Origin of the sequence: Caballeronia sp. LZ065 (assembly GCF_031450975.1) — a bacterium.
GTDB lineage: Bacteria > Pseudomonadota > Gammaproteobacteria > Burkholderiales > Burkholderiaceae > Caballeronia.
This window is the reverse complement of sequence record NZ_JARUXV010000004.1, coordinates 113719-129296: the sequence shown is the minus strand read 5'-3', so window position 1 is coordinate 129296 and position 15578 is coordinate 113719. Positions and strand designations below refer to the sequence as shown.

Annotated in this window: 15 protein-coding genes; 3 read left to right on the top strand and 12 right to left on the bottom strand. The window is 64.9% G+C overall.

The window, feature by feature from the left end:
- Nucleotides 1-6: 6 nt before the first annotated feature.
- From QCE63_RS27350 to QCE63_RS27305, 10 genes are all read right to left on the bottom strand, one after another.
- Nucleotides 7-939: a 3-keto-5-aminohexanoate cleavage protein gene (locus QCE63_RS27350; protein ID WP_309837543.1), complete on the bottom strand. Its 933-nt coding sequence runs from the start codon at nucleotides 937-939 to the stop codon at nucleotides 7-9.
- A gap of 26 nt (nucleotides 940-965) precedes the next feature.
- Complete coding sequence (locus QCE63_RS27345; RefSeq protein WP_309837540.1) at nucleotides 966-1772, bottom strand: SDR family oxidoreductase; 807 nt, start codon at nucleotides 1770-1772, stop codon at nucleotides 966-968.
- 27 nt (nucleotides 1773-1799) lie between these two features.
- Nucleotides 1800-2546 carry a GntR family transcriptional regulator gene (locus QCE63_RS27340; protein WP_309837539.1) on the bottom strand — a complete coding sequence of 249 codons (747 nt, stop codon included), beginning with the start codon at nucleotides 2544-2546 and terminating at the stop codon, nucleotides 1800-1802.
- 162 nt (nucleotides 2547-2708) lie between these two features.
- Nucleotides 2709-4646, bottom strand: a complete 1938-nt coding sequence (locus tag QCE63_RS27335) for a response regulator (protein ID WP_309837538.1) — start codon at nucleotides 4644-4646, stop codon at nucleotides 2709-2711.
- Nucleotides 4643-6379 carry an ATP-binding protein gene (locus QCE63_RS27330; RefSeq protein ID WP_309837537.1) on the bottom strand — a complete coding sequence of 579 codons (1737 nt, stop codon included), beginning with the start codon at nucleotides 6377-6379 and terminating at the stop codon, nucleotides 4643-4645. The genes QCE63_RS27335 and QCE63_RS27330 overlap by 4 nt, the downstream gene beginning before the upstream one ends.
- Nucleotides 6380-6381: 2 nt before the next feature.
- Nucleotides 6382-7446: an ATP-binding protein/SpoIIE family protein phosphatase gene (locus QCE63_RS27325; protein WP_309837535.1), complete on the bottom strand. Its 1065-nt coding sequence runs from the start codon at nucleotides 7444-7446 to the stop codon at nucleotides 6382-6384.
- Entirely contained in the window at nucleotides 7431-7871 is a 441-nt protein-coding gene (locus tag QCE63_RS27320) for an anti-sigma regulatory factor (protein ID WP_309837534.1), read from the bottom strand. The genes QCE63_RS27325 and QCE63_RS27320 overlap by 16 nt, the downstream gene beginning before the upstream one ends.
- Nucleotides 7872-7892: 21 nt before the next feature.
- Nucleotides 7893-8252, bottom strand: a complete 360-nt coding sequence (locus QCE63_RS27315) for an STAS domain-containing protein (protein WP_309837532.1) — start codon at nucleotides 8250-8252, stop codon at nucleotides 7893-7895.
- Nucleotides 8253-8313: 61 nt separating this feature from the next.
- Complete coding sequence (locus QCE63_RS27310; RefSeq protein WP_309837530.1) at nucleotides 8314-9231, bottom strand: STAS domain-containing protein; 918 nt, start codon at nucleotides 9229-9231, stop codon at nucleotides 8314-8316.
- Nucleotides 9232-9504: 273 nt separating this feature from the next.
- Nucleotides 9505-9852 (bottom strand): response regulator, encoded by a 348-nt coding sequence (locus QCE63_RS27305; RefSeq protein ID WP_309837528.1) that lies wholly within the window; start codon nucleotides 9850-9852, stop codon nucleotides 9505-9507.
- A gap of 236 nt (nucleotides 9853-10088) precedes the next feature.
- Here QCE63_RS27305 and QCE63_RS27300 point away from each other — a divergent pair, with 236 nt between their 5' ends.
- Entirely contained in the window at nucleotides 10089-11465 is a 1377-nt protein-coding gene (locus QCE63_RS27300; RefSeq protein WP_309837527.1) for a nucleobase:cation symporter-2 family protein, read from the top strand.
- On the opposite strand, the gene QCE63_RS27295 is transcribed toward QCE63_RS27300, so the two are convergent.
- The gene (locus tag QCE63_RS27295) at nucleotides 11454-11633 is read right to left on the bottom strand and encodes a hypothetical protein (protein WP_309837526.1); all 180 of its coding nucleotides are present in this window, start codon (nucleotides 11631-11633) and stop codon (nucleotides 11454-11456) included. The two genes, QCE63_RS27300 and QCE63_RS27295, sit on opposite strands and share 12 nt — an antisense overlap.
- A 949-nt stretch (nucleotides 11634-12582) precedes the next feature.
- Between QCE63_RS27295 and QCE63_RS27290 the strand changes: the two genes are divergently transcribed.
- The gene (locus QCE63_RS27290) at nucleotides 12583-13365 is read left to right on the top strand and encodes an alpha/beta hydrolase (protein WP_309837525.1); all 783 of its coding nucleotides are present in this window, start codon (nucleotides 12583-12585) and stop codon (nucleotides 13363-13365) included.
- Here the strand turns inward: QCE63_RS27290 and QCE63_RS27285 are convergent.
- Nucleotides 13362-14162, bottom strand: a complete 801-nt coding sequence (locus QCE63_RS27285) for an exodeoxyribonuclease III (RefSeq protein WP_309839272.1) — start codon at nucleotides 14160-14162, stop codon at nucleotides 13362-13364. The two genes, QCE63_RS27290 and QCE63_RS27285, sit on opposite strands and share 4 nt — an antisense overlap.
- A 139-nt stretch (nucleotides 14163-14301) precedes the next feature.
- Between QCE63_RS27285 and QCE63_RS27280 the strand changes: the two genes are divergently transcribed.
- Complete coding sequence (locus QCE63_RS27280; RefSeq protein ID WP_309837524.1) at nucleotides 14302-15561, top strand: MFS transporter; 1260 nt, start codon at nucleotides 14302-14304, stop codon at nucleotides 15559-15561.
- Nucleotides 15562-15578: the final 17 nt, after the last annotated feature.

The following is a 15578-nucleotide window of genomic DNA, read 5'->3' as shown; positions in this document are numbered from 1 at the left end:
CCGCGGTCAGAAGTTGGTGTCGGCGCCGCCCTTGAGCGCGAGCATCTCGCGTGCTTCGGCGGGCGTCGCGATATCGAGCGACAGGCCTTCGATCACCTGGCGGATCTTGCGCACCTGTGCGGCGCTCGAATCCGCGAGCTTGCCCGGTTCGAGCCACAACGAATCCTCCAGGCCGACGCGCACATTCGAGCCCTGCGCCACGCCGATCGAGCCGAGCGGCAGCTGGTTGCGGCCCGCGCCAAGGATCGACCAGACGTAGTCGCTGCCAAAGAGACGGTCCGCCGTGCGCCGCATGTGCGCGAGATCTTCCGGATGCGCGCCGATGCCGCCCAGCAGACCGAACACGCTCTGCACGAAGAACGGCGGCTTCGCCAGTTTGCGATCCACGAAATGCGCGAGGTTGTAGAGATGCGAGATGTCGTAGCACTCGTACTCGAAGCGCGTGCCGTTCGCGCTGCACGAGGTCAGGATGTATTCGATGTCCGCAAAGGTGTTCTTGAAGACCAGATCGCGGCTGTTCTCCAGATGCTTGCGTTCCCACTCGTACTTGAGATCCTTGAAGCGCTCCAGCATCGGATACAGGCCGAAGTTCATCGAACCCATGTTGAGCGACGCCACTTCCGGCTTGAAGTGATGCGCGGGCTTCAGGCGCTCGGCCACCGTCATGTGCGGACTGCCGCCCGTCGTGATGTTGATGACCGCATCGGTCTCGGCCTTGATGCGCGGCAGGAATTCCTGGAACACGGCCGGGTCCTGGGTCGGATGACCGTCTTCGGGATCGCGGGCGTGCAGATGCAGGATCGCGGCGCCTTCCCGTGCGGCCGCGAGCGCGGCGTCGCCGATCTGCTGCGGCGTGAGCGGCAGATACGGCGACATGGAAGGCGTGTGGATCGCGCCAGTCGGCGCGCAGGTGATGATGACCTTGCGTTTCGTTGCCATGCTGTCCTCGCTGTCGTTCGAACCGTTCAGAGCACTTCGACGTTGCCGCAGACCGAGATCGCCTGTCCCGAGATGCCGCTGCCCGCCGGCGAGCACAGGAACAGCGCGGTCGCCGCGATTTCTTCGGGCGTCGTCATGCGGCGCAGCGAGATCTTCGCGAGATACTGCTGCTCCATCTCTTCGTAGGGAAGATTCAGTTGCTTCGCGCGGGCGGCGATCACGCGCTCGATGCGCGGTCCCTTCACGATGCCCGGCTGGATCGCGTTGACGCGAATATTCGCGGGCCCGAGTTCGATCGCGAGACTCTTCGTCAGTCCGACGATCGCCCATTTGGTCGCCGCATACGGCGTGCGGAATGCATAGCCGAGGCGTCCCGCCACCGAAGACAGCGCGATGATCGTGCCGCCGCCCTGCGCGTCGCGCAGCAGCGGCACCGCACGGCGCGCGAAGAAGAACTGCGCGTTCAAATTGACGTCGACGGTCTGCTCCCAGTCCTCCACGCCGATCTCGTCGATGCCGCCCGTCGGACCCGCGATGCCGGCGTTGTTCACCAGCACGTCGAGTCCGCCGAGTTCGCGCTGCACATCGGCGAATACGCGCTCGACGGCGTCCTTGTCGGCGACATCGGCAAGCGTCGAGGTGATCGCATTGCATTCGGTGCGCGCTTCGGCCTCGGTCAGCGCCGCGATGGCGTCCGGGCTCGCGTCGCAGACATGCACGCGCGCGCCGGCATCGATGAACGCCCGCGCAATCACCAGGCCGATGCCCGATGCGCCGCCCGTCACGAGCACGCGCAAGCCCGCGTGCGGCTTCAGCATCTGCAGAACCGTCATTCGCTGTCTCCGTTGTTGATGGCGGCGTCAGGCGCTTGCCTGTGCGTCATCCTTGGTGTTCGTGTCTCCGGCGGTCAGTCCGGGTTCGCTGCCTTGCAAGCGTTCCTGCAGGTCGGCGGCCGCCGCGCCGATGTCTTCCTCGATGCCGGCGCGTGCGCCATCGCCATCGCCGCGCCAGAGCGCTTCGACGATATGGCGGTGCGCGGTCATCGACCCGCGCATGTGCGGAATATCCGGTGCAACCAGATTCAGGAAAGGCCCGATGCGCATCCAGAGGTTCTGGATCGTCGCCAGCGTGAGGTCGCTCGCGCCGTGCGTGTAGATGGCAATGTGAAATTCGAAGTTGCTGCGCAGATACGCCGGCGCGTCGCCGGCTTCGACGTGCGCGTCCATCGTGTCGAAGATAGCCTGCAAGGCCGTCAGCGATTCGCGCGTCATGCGCGACGCCGCCCGCTTCGCCACCGCCCCTTCCAGCGCAATGCGCACGTCGCGCAATTCGTCGAGGAGATCGAGGGTCATGGGCGGGACCATCAGCGCACGGCCCGGACCGTCGATCAACGCGCCTTCCGCTTGCAGCCGCGTCAATGCGGCGCGCACCGGCATCGTCGACGAACCGACCGCCTCCGCGACGCTGCGCAAACTCAGCAACTGTCCAGGCGCGAAGCGGCCCGTCATGATCGCCTGCCGCAGCTGTGAATAGACGCGGCTCGCCATCGTCTCGCGTGCCACGAGTTCGAGTGCGGGTAACTCGGTTGTCGAGCGTGTCGCCACCATCGCCTCCGTTCTTGCGTCCGGCTGCCGGGATGTCGTGCGTTTCGTGTGACCTGTGATCACATCACGCGATGATGAGAGTGTCCGACTGATACGCCTTGTGCGTCAACCGTCGATTGCTAGGTGAAAACGCGGACAGGGCGGCCCGTGCAGACCGCGTTCGGCTTACTCGAACCTGGCCTGTACCGCGCGCTGGATTTCCGCGAACGCCACCGGCTTCACGAAGTGATGATCGAAGCCGGCGTCCTTCGAACGTTGCCGATCAGCCGCCTGCCCATAGCCCGTCACGGCGATCAGCAGCGCGTCCGCGGTCGCGGGGCGCGCGCGCATTTCGGCGGCGAGTTGATAGCCGTCCATGCCGGGCAGACCGATGTCGAGCAGCACGATGTGCGGCAGGAAGGCATCCGACAACGCGAGTGCCGCGTGCGCATCGTGCGCCGTGCGCACGTCGTAGCCGTCCACTTCGAGCAGCAGCGACATGGCGGTAGCGGCGTCCACGCTGTCGTCGACGAGCAGCACGCGCCTGCCGCCGCTCGCGCTCGCGCTCGCGCTCACGCTCGCGGGCGCGGCGCTCGCATCACGCGCGACCACCGCGACGTCCTTCGCCAGCGGCAGCCACACAATGAACTCGCTGCCTTGCTGCGGCCCGGCCGAGAACGCCTCGATGCGCCCGCCCTGCAATTCGACGAGCGTCTGCGCAAGCGGCAAGCCGATGCCCAATCCGCCTTCCGAGCGTTCCAGCGAAGTCTCCGACTGCACGAACAGGTCGAAGATGTGCGGCAGCATGTCCGCGGCAATGCCGATGCCTTTGTCGCGCACGGCAATGCGCACCTCGTCGCCGAACTGTTCGGATTCGACGGTGATCTCGCCTTCCTCGAGGCTGTACTTCGATGCGTTCGACAGCAGGTTGCCGAACACCTGCGCGATCCGCACGTTGTCGCCGGTAATGTAGAGCGGTGCATCGGGCAGTGCGACATGCAATGTATGGCGCTTGCGCTCGAGCGCGGGCTGCACGGTTTCGATGGCCGCCGCGATCGCCGCCGAGAGATCCACCGTCTCCTGCCGCAGCGTGATCTTGCCTTGCGTGATGCGCGCGACGTCGAGCAGATCGTCGACGAGACGGCTCAGATGCCGCACCTGCCGGTCGATGATCGCGCGCACCGTCGAGAAGTGCTGCGCGGACGGCGCGCGGTCGGGATCGAGCAGGTCCACCGCGTTGCGAATGGGCGCGAGCGGATTGCGCAACTCGTGCGCGAGCATCGCGAGGAACTCGTCCTTGCGGCGGTCCGCCTCCCGCAACAACAACTCCGCCGCCTTGCGTTCCGAGATGTCGTTGACGATGCCCGCAATCCGATACGGCCGCGCCGGATGCCCCGCCGCGCCGGGGACCTGGAACGCGCGCTCCGCGACCCAGCGCGGCCCGCCGCTCGCGCGCATGATGCGGTACTCCACTTCGTACGGTGTGCCGTTCGCGAGCAGTTGACGATACGCCGCGGCCACGTGATCGCGATCGAGCGGCAGGATGTCGCCGGACCAGTGATCCGGGCCGGGCGCAGGCGCGGGCGCGCCGCCGCCGGTGTCGAACAGATGCGCGTAAGCGGGGCTCACATAGAGCAGGGCATTGGATGCGGGATCGAGCATCCAGAAGACATCGTCGATATTCTCGGCCAGCTGCCGAAAGCGTTCTTCGCTCTCGCGCAGCGCATTCTCCGCGAGCCGCGCGCGCAGCAGCGCGCGCACGTGCGCAATCAGTTCGGCGGGCTCGACCGGCTCGGTCAGATAACTGTCCGCGCCGCCTTCGAGACCGCGAATCCGGTCGAGGCTGTGCACGGCCGCCGCCGAGGTTTGCAGCACCAGCGTGCCCGCCGTCTCCGGCGCTGCCTTGATCTGCCGGCACACTTCGAGCCCGTTGATGTCGGGCAGCTTCACGTCGAGCAACACGAGATCCGGCGCTTCGGCGCGCACGCGCTCCAGCGCGCCGTTGCCGGTGGCGGCCTCGATCACGTTGAAACCCGCGCGCGACAGAATGCGCGTCTTGGCATAACGCGCGCCGTCGTTGTCGTCGACGTTGAGAATCAGCACGTCGTTCCAGTCGCTTCTCATGTGGCCTGACTCCCGTCGCGGTGCATGCGCGTCACGGCGCTCAACGCGTCCGGCAAGCCGCTGCCGCCGACCGGTTCTTCAATAAAGGCCGCGGCGCCGAGCGCCTGCGCTTCGCCGCGATCGTCCGCCTGTCCGAGCACGACGATCGGGACATCGCGCGTGGCCGCCTGCGCGCGCAACGCCGCCAGCCAGATCCACGCCTCCGACGGCGCCGGACGCGCCGCGAGCAACAGCGCGGCGGGCTGGGTCTTTGCCAGCAGCCGGCCGGCTTCATCGAGCGTCGCGGCCGTGATCGTCCGGTACGGCGACGCACGCAGCTCCGCCTCGCAGTCGAGCCGCTCGACCGGGCTGCTCGCGACGATCAGCACGGCCGGCCGGGTGTCCCCAGCGGCATGATGCGCGGCCCCGGCGTCCGCGCCATAATGCGCGAGAATCGTCGCGCTGAAGACGGAGCCGCGCCCTGCTTCGCTCGTCAGCGATACATCGCCGCCCAGCAGCTTGCACAGCTTGCGGCACAGCGGCAGACCGAGCCCGGTGCCCTTCACATACTGTTGCAACCGGTTCTCGACCTGGCCGAACTCCTCGAACACCACTTGCTGATGTTCCGGCGCAATGCCGATGCCCGTATCGCTGACCGAGAACGTGATCAGCCGGCGCGCCTCGTCGTAGCTCGCGGCCACCCGCACCTCGCCGCGTTCCGTGAACTTGAGCGCGTTCGAGACGAAGTTGCGCAGCACCTGCGCGACCTTCGCTTCGTCGGTGTGAATGGGCGGCAGGCCGTCGCAGTCCTCGAAGATCAGCTCCACCGCGCCGCCGGGCGACAACGGCCGCAGCATGCCGCGCAGCGCCGAGAAGAGCACGTCGACCTCGAACTCCGCCGGACGGACGTCGATCTTGCCGGCTTCGATCTTCGCGAGATCGAGCAGGTCGTCCACCGTTTCCGACAGATCTTCCGCCGCCTTGCGGATGAAGCGCACCTGCTTTTCCTGCTCGCCGGTCAGATCGCCGTCGATACGCTCCAGCAGCAGCTTCGACAGCGCCCGGATGGACGACAGCGGCGTGCGGAATTCGTGGCTCATGTTGGACAGGAAGCGCGACTTCGATTCATCGGCGCGGCGCAGATGATCGGCGCGCGCGTCGAGTTCCGCATAGAGCGCGACCACGCCGCGATTCGTGTCCTCCAGTTCGCGCGTGAGACGCGTCAGCTCTTCCTGCCGCTCGCGCAGGTCGGCGAGCGCGGCGATCAGCTCGCGGTTCTGGCGCTGCAATTCGTCGATGGTGTTTCCGCCCGACTGCCGCGCAAGAGTCTGCGCCACGCGTTGCAACGTCGCGTCGTCGACAAGCACGGATTCGGGCAACGCCTTCGCGAGCGTGACCGATGTGCCGCCGTCCGTCTCGTCGGCGATCGTGCATTCGTCCATCAGGCGCTGCGCCGCCAGCAGTCCCAGCGTGGCCTGCGGATCGTCCGGGTTCATGCCGCGCAGACGCTCGCCCGCGCCGCTTTTGAAGCGCACGATAAAGCGCGGCGGCCGCGCGGCGGCGTCCACGAAAAAATTGGCGTGCGGCGAGTGGCCCGCGAGCAGCACGGTGCGCGCCACTTCCAGCACCGCAGTAGCGATGCGCGTCTGTTCCTGCGATGTGAAGCCAAGCGCGGCGCTCGCTTCGCGGGCCTTCACGCGGGCCGTGACGACGTCGTGTTCGCCTTGCAGCGGCATCGCGTAGAGCGGCTGCATGATTACGCGCCTCCCGTCGTGCGGGCGACGAAGACGGTGATATCGTCGCGGCCGCGCGCGAAGTCGCGATACAGCAGCGCCGCGACGAGCGCCGGATGGCGCATGGCGATGCCCGGATAGCGCGCCAGGTCCCAGCGCGTCGCGAGCCCGTCCGAATGCAGCACGACGAGCGCATGCGGCGGATAAGGCACGTCGAAGATCTGCGCGCGCCGCGACCCATGTCCGACGATGCCGCTGTGCGTCACCAGATGCCGGTGCGACGCCTCCGTCCACACGCTCGCAGAGATATTGCCGATGCCCGCGAACGTGACCGGCATGCCCGCCTTCGACCCGGACGCCGGCATGCGCGCGATTCCCACCGCCGCGCCGCGCGTGGCGCGCAGCGCGTCATTGGCGAGGTCCATGATGCGGTCGAGCGGCTGTTCGCCGTGTGTGCCGAGCACCTTGGCCGCCTCGATCGCCGCGACGTTCGCGAGCGGCCCGTGGCCGAGACCGTCGGCGACCATCACGGTAAATTCGCCTTCGTGCGCGTGGCACGACCAGGCATCGCCGGATACGGTTTCCGTCTGCAGCGGCAGATTGACGACGCCGTAGATCAACGGCGCGGCCGGCGTGCCGGCGGGCGCGGGCGTATTCCAGAACACGACGCGCAGCAGCGTGCCGTGGCCCGGGGCGCTCCAGATGTCGAGTTCGTCGGAGAGGCGCTCGATCGCGCCCATGCCCGTGCCGGGGCTGCCTGCGGTCGTGTAGCCGTCCTGGAAGCAGCGGTAGAGATCCTGGATGCCCGGACCGCCGTCGATGCACAGCACCTCGATGCCATAGCGCGGCGTGGCGGCTGCGCTGCTGTCCGCGAGCGGCCGCATCAGCAGTTCGCCGCGCTGGGCGTGCTTGAGGAGATTCGTGCCGCATTCCGTGACGACGATGGCAAGCTTGCCCGCGATCGTCTCGTTGAAGCCGAGTCCGCGCGCAAGCTCGCCGATCGAGCGCCGCGCATGGGCGATCTGCGTTGCCTCGGCGATCTCGTAGCGCTGCTGCGCGGCCATCGATTCCTTCAAAAGGGTTTCCATTTAGTGATCGAAATGTGCGTGCCTTCGCCCGGCGCCGAGCGGATTTCGAACTCGTCGCACAGGCGCTTCGCGCCCCCGAGACCGAGACCCAGGCCGCCGCCCGACGTGAAACCGTCCGAGAGCGCACGCTGGATGTCCGGAATACCAGGACCGTTGTCGACGAATTCGAGCCTGAGTCCGCGGCGGCCATTGCGCTCGACGACATAGCAATGCGCGTCGCCGCCGCCTCCGTAGATCAGCGTATTGCGTGCCAGCTCGCTGGCTGCCGTCACGAACTTGGTCTGGTCGATAAGCGACAGGCCCTGCGCAACCGCTTTCTGCCTCAGGAACTGACGCAGACGGACGATCTGCTCGTCATTGCGGATCGGCAGCGTGTCGGGCGGCGACGAGGACGCCGGCGCGGCAGTGGAATGGAAGGTGGTCATGAAATCGTTCGCCTGCAGCCGTCAGAACGGGCTGCTGCCGGTCAGCAACGCCATGCCCTTCTCCACGTTGAGCGCCGTGCGCACGCCGGTCAGCGTGAGACCGAGTTCCACCAGCGTAATGGCGACGGACGGCTGCATGCCCACCACGACCGTTTCGGCATCGAGCACGCGCGCCATCGCGGCGGTGTTGCCGATCATGCGGCCGATGAAGGAATCAACCACGTCGAGTGAAGAAATGTCGATCAGCACGCCCTTGGCGTTGTCCTTCACGATGCGGCTCGTCAGGTCGTCCTGGAGCGTGAGCGCGAGCCGATCGTGCATGTCCACCTGGATGGTGACGAGCAGGAGCTTGCCCATCGTGAGAATCGGAATGCGTTCCATCGCTTCGGTCCAGTTCAGTCGCGTGACGTGTCGTGTGTGGTGCGAATGGCGTGATGACGCGTCATTCGGGTTGCAGCGAATCGTGGGCGTCGCCGCCGCGTGCGCTGCGTGCGCCGTCCGGCGCGCCGCCGCCTGCCACGGACTTGCCGGTGCGCTGGAGTGCGACCACGAAAGCCGCGGCGAGCGTGGCCTTGGTCGTGACGTTCGAGAGGTTGACGCCGAGATGCACGATGGTCTGCGCGATTTGCGGGCGAATGCCGCTGATGATGCAGTCCGCGCCCATCAGGCGCGCGGCCGCGACGGTCTTGAGCAGATGCTGCGCGACGAGCGTATCGACGGTAGGCACGCCGGTGATGTCGATGATCGAGATGGCCGCGCCGGTCTCGACGATTTTCTGCAACAGGTTTTCCATCACGACCTGGGTGCGCGCGGAATCGAGCGTGCCGATCAGCGGCAGCGCGAGAATGCCGTCCCACAGTTGCACGACAGGGGTGGACAGCTCGAGCAGTTCCTGCTGCTGACGCACGATCACTTGCTCACGGCTCGCCTGGAACACTTCGGTGGTGTACAGGCCGAGCTCGTCGAACAGCGTGCTGATCATCCAGGTGAGATCGGCGAGTGTCGCGGCGTCGTTTTTGCGCGAGTCGCGCAGGCGCATGAAGAGCGGCTGCTTGAGCGAGAACACGAACATCGCGGTTTCGACCGGCGTGAACCCCTGGCGCGCGCGCTGCGACGACATGTCCGCGAGGAACGCGCGGACTTCCTGCCAGGCGGGCGCCTTGAAATCGACCCGTTCGTTCGTGCTGAGTGCGTCCGTCAACAGCGCGACGAATTGCGAAAACTGATTGCGCAATTCCGCTTCGCCGACCAGCCCGCGCCGCGACGCGATCGCGTGCTGCTGCGTGAACCATTCCGCGAACAGCGCTTCCTGGTTGCTGTCGAACAACTGGGCAAGCTGCATTCCGCCGACCATTTCCATGCCGAGATCCTTGTGCGTGTTGGTTCGATCGGGCGACGTGGCCCGCCATCGTTATTTGGTATCGCGCTGCCGCGCATGGCGCGAGGCAACGCAAAGGCGCTCGGAATGTAGCACGCCGTCCCGAAAATCGACAGTCCGGAAAGCCTTTATGGATAAGGGATTCGCGGATTTCTCCGCGTGGCGATGGATGCACGCCGGAAGAATCGGCAATTACTCCCGGTCGTGCATCAAGGCCTGGACAAAAAGCGGTCAAATATCCGGACGATGGATGACTTAGTCGGACAGCAGGAAGAGTTCGAGGGCGGGCAGGCTGATGGGCTTGAGGAGGAAGCCGTCGAAGTCGGTGTCGCCGCTGCCTTCGATGATGTCGGTATGGCCGGTCATGGCGATGATGCGTGCGTCGCTGCTTGGGCCGGCGGCGCGGATGGCGCTGCAGATTTCGCGGCCGTCGGCGTCGGGGAGGGAGATGTCGAGGAAAATGCGGTCGAAGCGCTCGCGCAAGGCCAGCGCGAGACCGGCGGCGCCGTCATGCGCGACGGCGGCGGAATGCCCCAGCCCGCTTGCGATATCGACGAGCGTCTCGATGCAAGCGTGGTTGTCGTCGACGAAGAGCAGGTTCATCGTGACTGGCTCCGTATCTGCGAATGACACGAACGCGCCTTGGGCGGCGTGGAGCACAGTGTAGTGCATCGTGCCGGGCGCGCGCGACTTCACGGCGGCGGCGCGCGAGGCTTTGTCCGCGATGCGCTGGCAAGGTGCGCACGCGCGATGCCGTGTATAGCGGCGTGATTATTTTTCCGACCAGGGTACGGTGCAATACTCGGGCGCACTATCCCTCCGATCCCGCTGGAGCGCACATGGCCCACACCCTTCATCCAGTTGACGAAGTGCTGCCTTTCGGCCAGATGCTCGCCGTGGGCATCCAGCACGTGCTGGTGATGTACGCGGGCGCCATTGCGGTGCCGCTCATCATTGGCGCGGCGCTGAAGCTGCCGAAGGAGCAGGTGGCGTTTCTCATCAGCTCGGATTTGTTCGCTTGCGGCATCGTTACGCTGGTGCAGTGTCTCGGGGTGTGGAAGTTCGGCATCCGGCTGCCGGTCATCATGGGGGTGAGCTTCGCGCCGGTTGGCCCGATGGTCGCGATGGCGTCGTCCGGCGCGGGGATCACGGCGATCTTCGGCGCGACCATTGCGGCGGGCGTGTTTGCGATTCTGATCGCGCCGTTTTTTGGCCGCCTGATGCGCTTTTTTCCGCCGATCGTCACCGGCACGATCATCCTGACGATTGGCATGACGCTGTTCCCGGTGGCGATCAACTGGGCCGGTGGCGGACGCGGCGCGGCGAACTTCGGCGAGCCGCGTAACTTGCTGGTCGCGGCTATCGTGCTGCTGACGATTTTGCTCATCAACAAGTATTTGAAGGGCTTTATCGCCAATATTTCGGTGCTGCTTGGGATGGCGATTGGCTTCGTGCTGGCCTTGCCGTTTGGTTTCGTCGATTTCTCGGGCATTGGTCAGGCGGCATGGTTCGCGCCGGTGCGGCCGTTTGCGTTCGGCATGCCGAGCTTTGATCTCGCGGCGATTGCGTCGCTGTGTCTGGTGATGGTTGTCATCATGGTGGAATCGCTCGGGATGTTTCTTGCGCTGGGCGATCTGACGATGCGGCCGGTATCGCGCAATGACGCCACGCGCGGGTTGCGTACTGATGGGCTTGGGACGGTGATCGGCGGCATCTTCAATACGTTTCCGCATTCGTCGTTTTCGCAGAACATCGGGCTCGTGGGGATCACTGGCGTGAAGAGCCGCTGGGTGGTCGCGGTTTCGGGGGTCATTCTGATTCTGCTCGGCTTGCTGCCGAAGCTGTCGAATCTGATTGCTTCGATTCCGGTCGTCGTGTTGGGGGGCGCGGGGATCGCCATGTTCGGGATGGTCGCGGCGACAGGGGTCAAGATCCTTGCCAAGGTGGACTTCGAGAGCAAGAACAATCTGCTCATTATTGCCATCAGCCTTGGGGTGGGGGTTATTCCGCTCGTCGCGCCCTCGTTTTTTGCCCACATGCCTGTGTGGGCAGGGCCGCTTACGCATAGCGGGATTACGCTCGCTGCTGTGTTCGCCATTTTGCTTAATGCGTTGTTTAATCGCGGGGGCGATGGGTTGGAAGTTGGGGAGGCTATCGCTGCCGAGATTCCCTTAAGCCTCGGGAAGGGTGCGGAGGATGTTGTGTCACGGGATTGAATGCAATTCGGTGGTTCGCTCGTCTGCCTCGCGCTCGTTGTTTGTTCGCTTGCGGTTGTTGTTGTTCTTGTTCTTGTTCTTGTTCTTGTTCTTGTTCTTGTTCTTGTTCTTGTTCTTGTTCGCTTGCGCTTCTATGGACTTCCTGTATTCGCGTCGGTCTGTTAGCACTGCCCCTCCCCGGGGCGGGAGTCTTCGCGTGGTTCTTTGTGTTTGCCACACGCTTCCATGGACTTCCCGTAATCACGTCGGTCTACTAGCACTGCCCCTCCCCGGGGCGGGGGTAACTTTCTTTGCGGCTGCAAAGAAAGTCACCAAAGAAAGCAGCTTTTCTTTCCGCCCAAGGTCAAATTACGGGCGCAGCATAGAACCTTGTTTCTGGCCCGGCAGTAGCGAGTGCCCTCATAGGCCTAACCGGGCTTGGATCGCGGACCCACTGTGAAATCGCACCACAGAACAAACTGGTGCAGCCCTTGAATGCTCCGGCGCAGCGCTACGCGCCGCCGTCCGGTCAATCGGGTCTGCCCGTGCTCCCGTGCTCGCGCGCTAACGCGTCCATTTTGCTGCCTGTGCCTCCCCTCGGTTTCCCTTGCATACCCTTCGGCAGCGCGTAGCGCTGGGCCGGCGCTTTCAATGGCTGCACCAGTTTGTTGAACGGCAGTTTGTCCCAGTGGGTCCGCGATCCAAGCCCGGTGGGGCCTGTGAGGGCACTCTCTAATGCAGTGCCAGAAACGGGGTTCTGTGCTGTGCCCGTGTGATGACGCTGGGCGATAAGAAAGCTGCTTTCTTTGGTGACTTTCTTTGCAGCGGCAAAGAAAGTTACCCCCGCCCCGGGGAGGGGCAGTGCTAACAGACCGACGCGAATACAGGAAGTCCATAGACGCGCAGGCAAACACAAGCAACCCCGCGAAGGACCAGAGCGAAGACCGGGGGTAGTGCAAATCCACCGACGCGAACACAGGAAGTCCCTAGAAGCCCAAGCGAACAACCACAACCGCGACGAAACCCACCGAACTCAAACCAAAACCCCTTTACCATAAGACCAACCGAACCCAGAAACAGCCGCAAAGGCAAGAAACCAATGTCCCTCGCCCTTTGGCTCATACCTACAGCGATAGCAATGATCTACGCCATAGCGTTGATGGGGCTCTATTGGCTACAGGGCCGCCTGGTCTACCCACTCGAACAGATCACATCCTTAAAAAACCACGATCTGGAGGATCAAACAAAACCCGTCAGCATAAAAACCGACGATGGCATAACCCTGACGGTGCGTTACCGTCCAGCCCCCGACAAAACCACCCCCACAATCATCCTGTTCCACGGCAACGGCGAAGACCTCTTCCAGCGAGGCCACATCGCGCTAGAGATGATCAACGCCGGCTACGGCATATTGCTCGCCGAATACCGCGGCTATGGCGGCAACCCGGGCAAACCGAGCGAACCCGGCCTCTACGCCGATGCCCGCGCCGCCTACTCCTTCGTATCAGCCCGTTCGGAGAACATCGTCCTGCACGGATACTCATTGGGCTCCGGCGTAGCGGTCCAGCTTGCGACCGAGCAACCCGTAACCGCGCTGATCCTGGAAGCGCCCTTCACCAGCATCGTAGATGTCGCCGCCCGACGCTTCCCGCTCTTCCCCGTGCGCACGCTCGCCCGCGACCGCTACGACAGTCTCGCGAAGATCGCCTCCGTCCGAGCGCCGCTCCTGATCTACGGCGGCACCGCCGACGGCGTCATCCCGCCCGATCAGTTCCAGCGCCTGCACGACGCCGCGCGCGGCGAGAAGCGCATCGCGCTGATAGAAGGCGCCGATCACCTCAACGTATGGACCCAAGGCGGCCGCGAACACGTCATGCAATTTCTCGCATCGCTGCCCGCCACCCGCGCCGAGCGCGTCTAGCCGCCCCGTCCGCGCGACGCCTTGAGCCTGATCCACGTCGGCGCATGATCACTTGCATGCGGCTCGCCGCGCACCCACGTATCGACGCCCGCGCCGGTCAGCTTCTTCGCAAGATCCTTGCTGAGCAGAAGATGATCGATGCGCAAACCCGAATTGGTCTGCCAGTGATTGCGAAAGTAATCCCAGAAGGTATAAATGCGCTCATCGGGAAAAGTCTTGCGCAACGCATCCGTCCAGCCCTGCGCGAGAAGCTCCGCATAGGCCGCGCGGCTCTCCGGTTGCAGCAGCGCATCCTTCTTCCACGATCGCGTGTTGTAGATGTCTTCGTCAGTCGGCACGACGTTGTAGTCGCCCGCCAGCACGACCGGATGGCCACTGTCGAACAGCGCCCGCGCATGCGCGTTGAACCGCTCGAACCACGCGAGCTTGTAGTCGAACTTCGGCCCCGGCTGCGGATTGCCGTTCGGCAGATACAGGCAGCCGATCAGCAAGCCGCCCACCGCCGCCTCGATATAGCGGCTGTGCGTATCGTCTTCGAAGCCCGGCACGCCCTTGCGGCTCAGCACCGGCTCCGCGCCCTTCGCAAGGATCGCCACGCCGTTCCACGACGGCTGCCCATGCCACACCGCGCCATACCCAGCCTGGGCAATGGCCTCCGCGGGAAACTGCGCATCCGTGGCCTTCAGTTCCTGCAGGCAAACGATGTCGGGCGCCTCGCGTTCGAGCCAGCTCAGCAAGGCAGCGAGCCGCGGCCGAACGCCATTGATATTGAATGTCGCGATCTTCACTCGGAGCATCTCCATCGAACGATCGAAATCAGGCCGTCTGGCGCACGCAGTTTGCGTGCCTCGTGAAGCTGCCGGATTTTCGGCGGCCAGCAGAACAATTAAAAATCTGCCACAGTCACGGCAAAACCGCTCCACTCCCCCCTTTTCTATGTCCGCCTCGCCGTCCCAGCCACCTTCCGCCGTCTCCCCTCACTGGCAACGCAATCTCTACATCTGTCTCTTCGGCTCGTTCACCACCGTCGTGGCGATGACCCTGCTGCTGCCCTTCCTGCCGCTCTACGTGCAGCAGTTGGGCGCGTCGTCGGAGGCGGCGGCGGTGCAGTGGTCGGGCGTCGCGTTCGGCGCGACCTTTCTCAGCGCGGGACTCGTCGCGCCGCTCTGGGGCCGGCTCGCCGATCGCTACGGCCGCAAGCCCATCCTGATTCGCGCCAGCCTCGGCATGGCCATCACCATGTCCCTGCTCGGCGTTGTGCAGACAGTCTGGCAACTGGTGGCCATACGCTTCCTCGCGGGGCTCGTCGGCGGTTACGCGAGCGGCGCCATCGTCATGATCGCCACCCAGACGCCCAAGCACCGCACCGCCTGGGCGCTCGGCACGCACGCGGCCGGCATGATGGCGGGCAACCTGGTCGGACCGCTGGTCGGCGGGCTGCTGCCAGGTTTGATCGGCATCCGCGCGACCTTCTTTCTCGCAGGCGGGCTGATTTTCTGCTCTTTCATCATGACAACGCTCTTCGTCAAGGAAGAGCGGCGCGCACCGGATCCCTCGAAGTCCCGACGCAGCGGCGGCTGGCGCGACGTCCCCCTGCTCACCCCCGTCTTCGCCATGCTCGGCAGCGCCATGCTGCTCATGTTCGCCAACATGTCCATCGAGCCGATCATCACGATCTACGTGTCGCAGCTCGTCCAGGACCCAAAGCAGGTCACGCTGGTCGCCGGCATCGTGATGTCCGCCGCCGCTCTCGGCAGCGTGCTCGCCGCGCCACGCATCGGGCGGCTTGCGGATCGCCTCGGCGCCACCAAGGTGATCGTCTGCTGTCTCGCGCTGTGCGGCGTATTGCTGATTCCGCAAACCTTCGTCACCAACGGCACCCAGCTCGTCGTGCTGCGCTTCCTCATGGGACTCGCGCTCGGCGGCCTGCTGCCCGCCATTACGAGCGTCGTGCGTCACAACGTGCCGGATCACACCGTCGGCTATATCCTCGGCTACGCAACGTCCGCACAGTACATCGGCCAGGTCGCGGGACCGCTCGCGGGCGGCTTCATCGCCGCTCATGCAGGCATGCGCTCCGTCTTCGTCATGACCAGCGTGCTGATGTTCGCCGGCGCAGCGTTCAATGCCTGGGTGTTCCTGCGCAAGGGACGCACGCCGCACAAAGACGCTGCACGTCCCCCAGAAGCGCACTGAGCAGCCTTAAGCGCGCA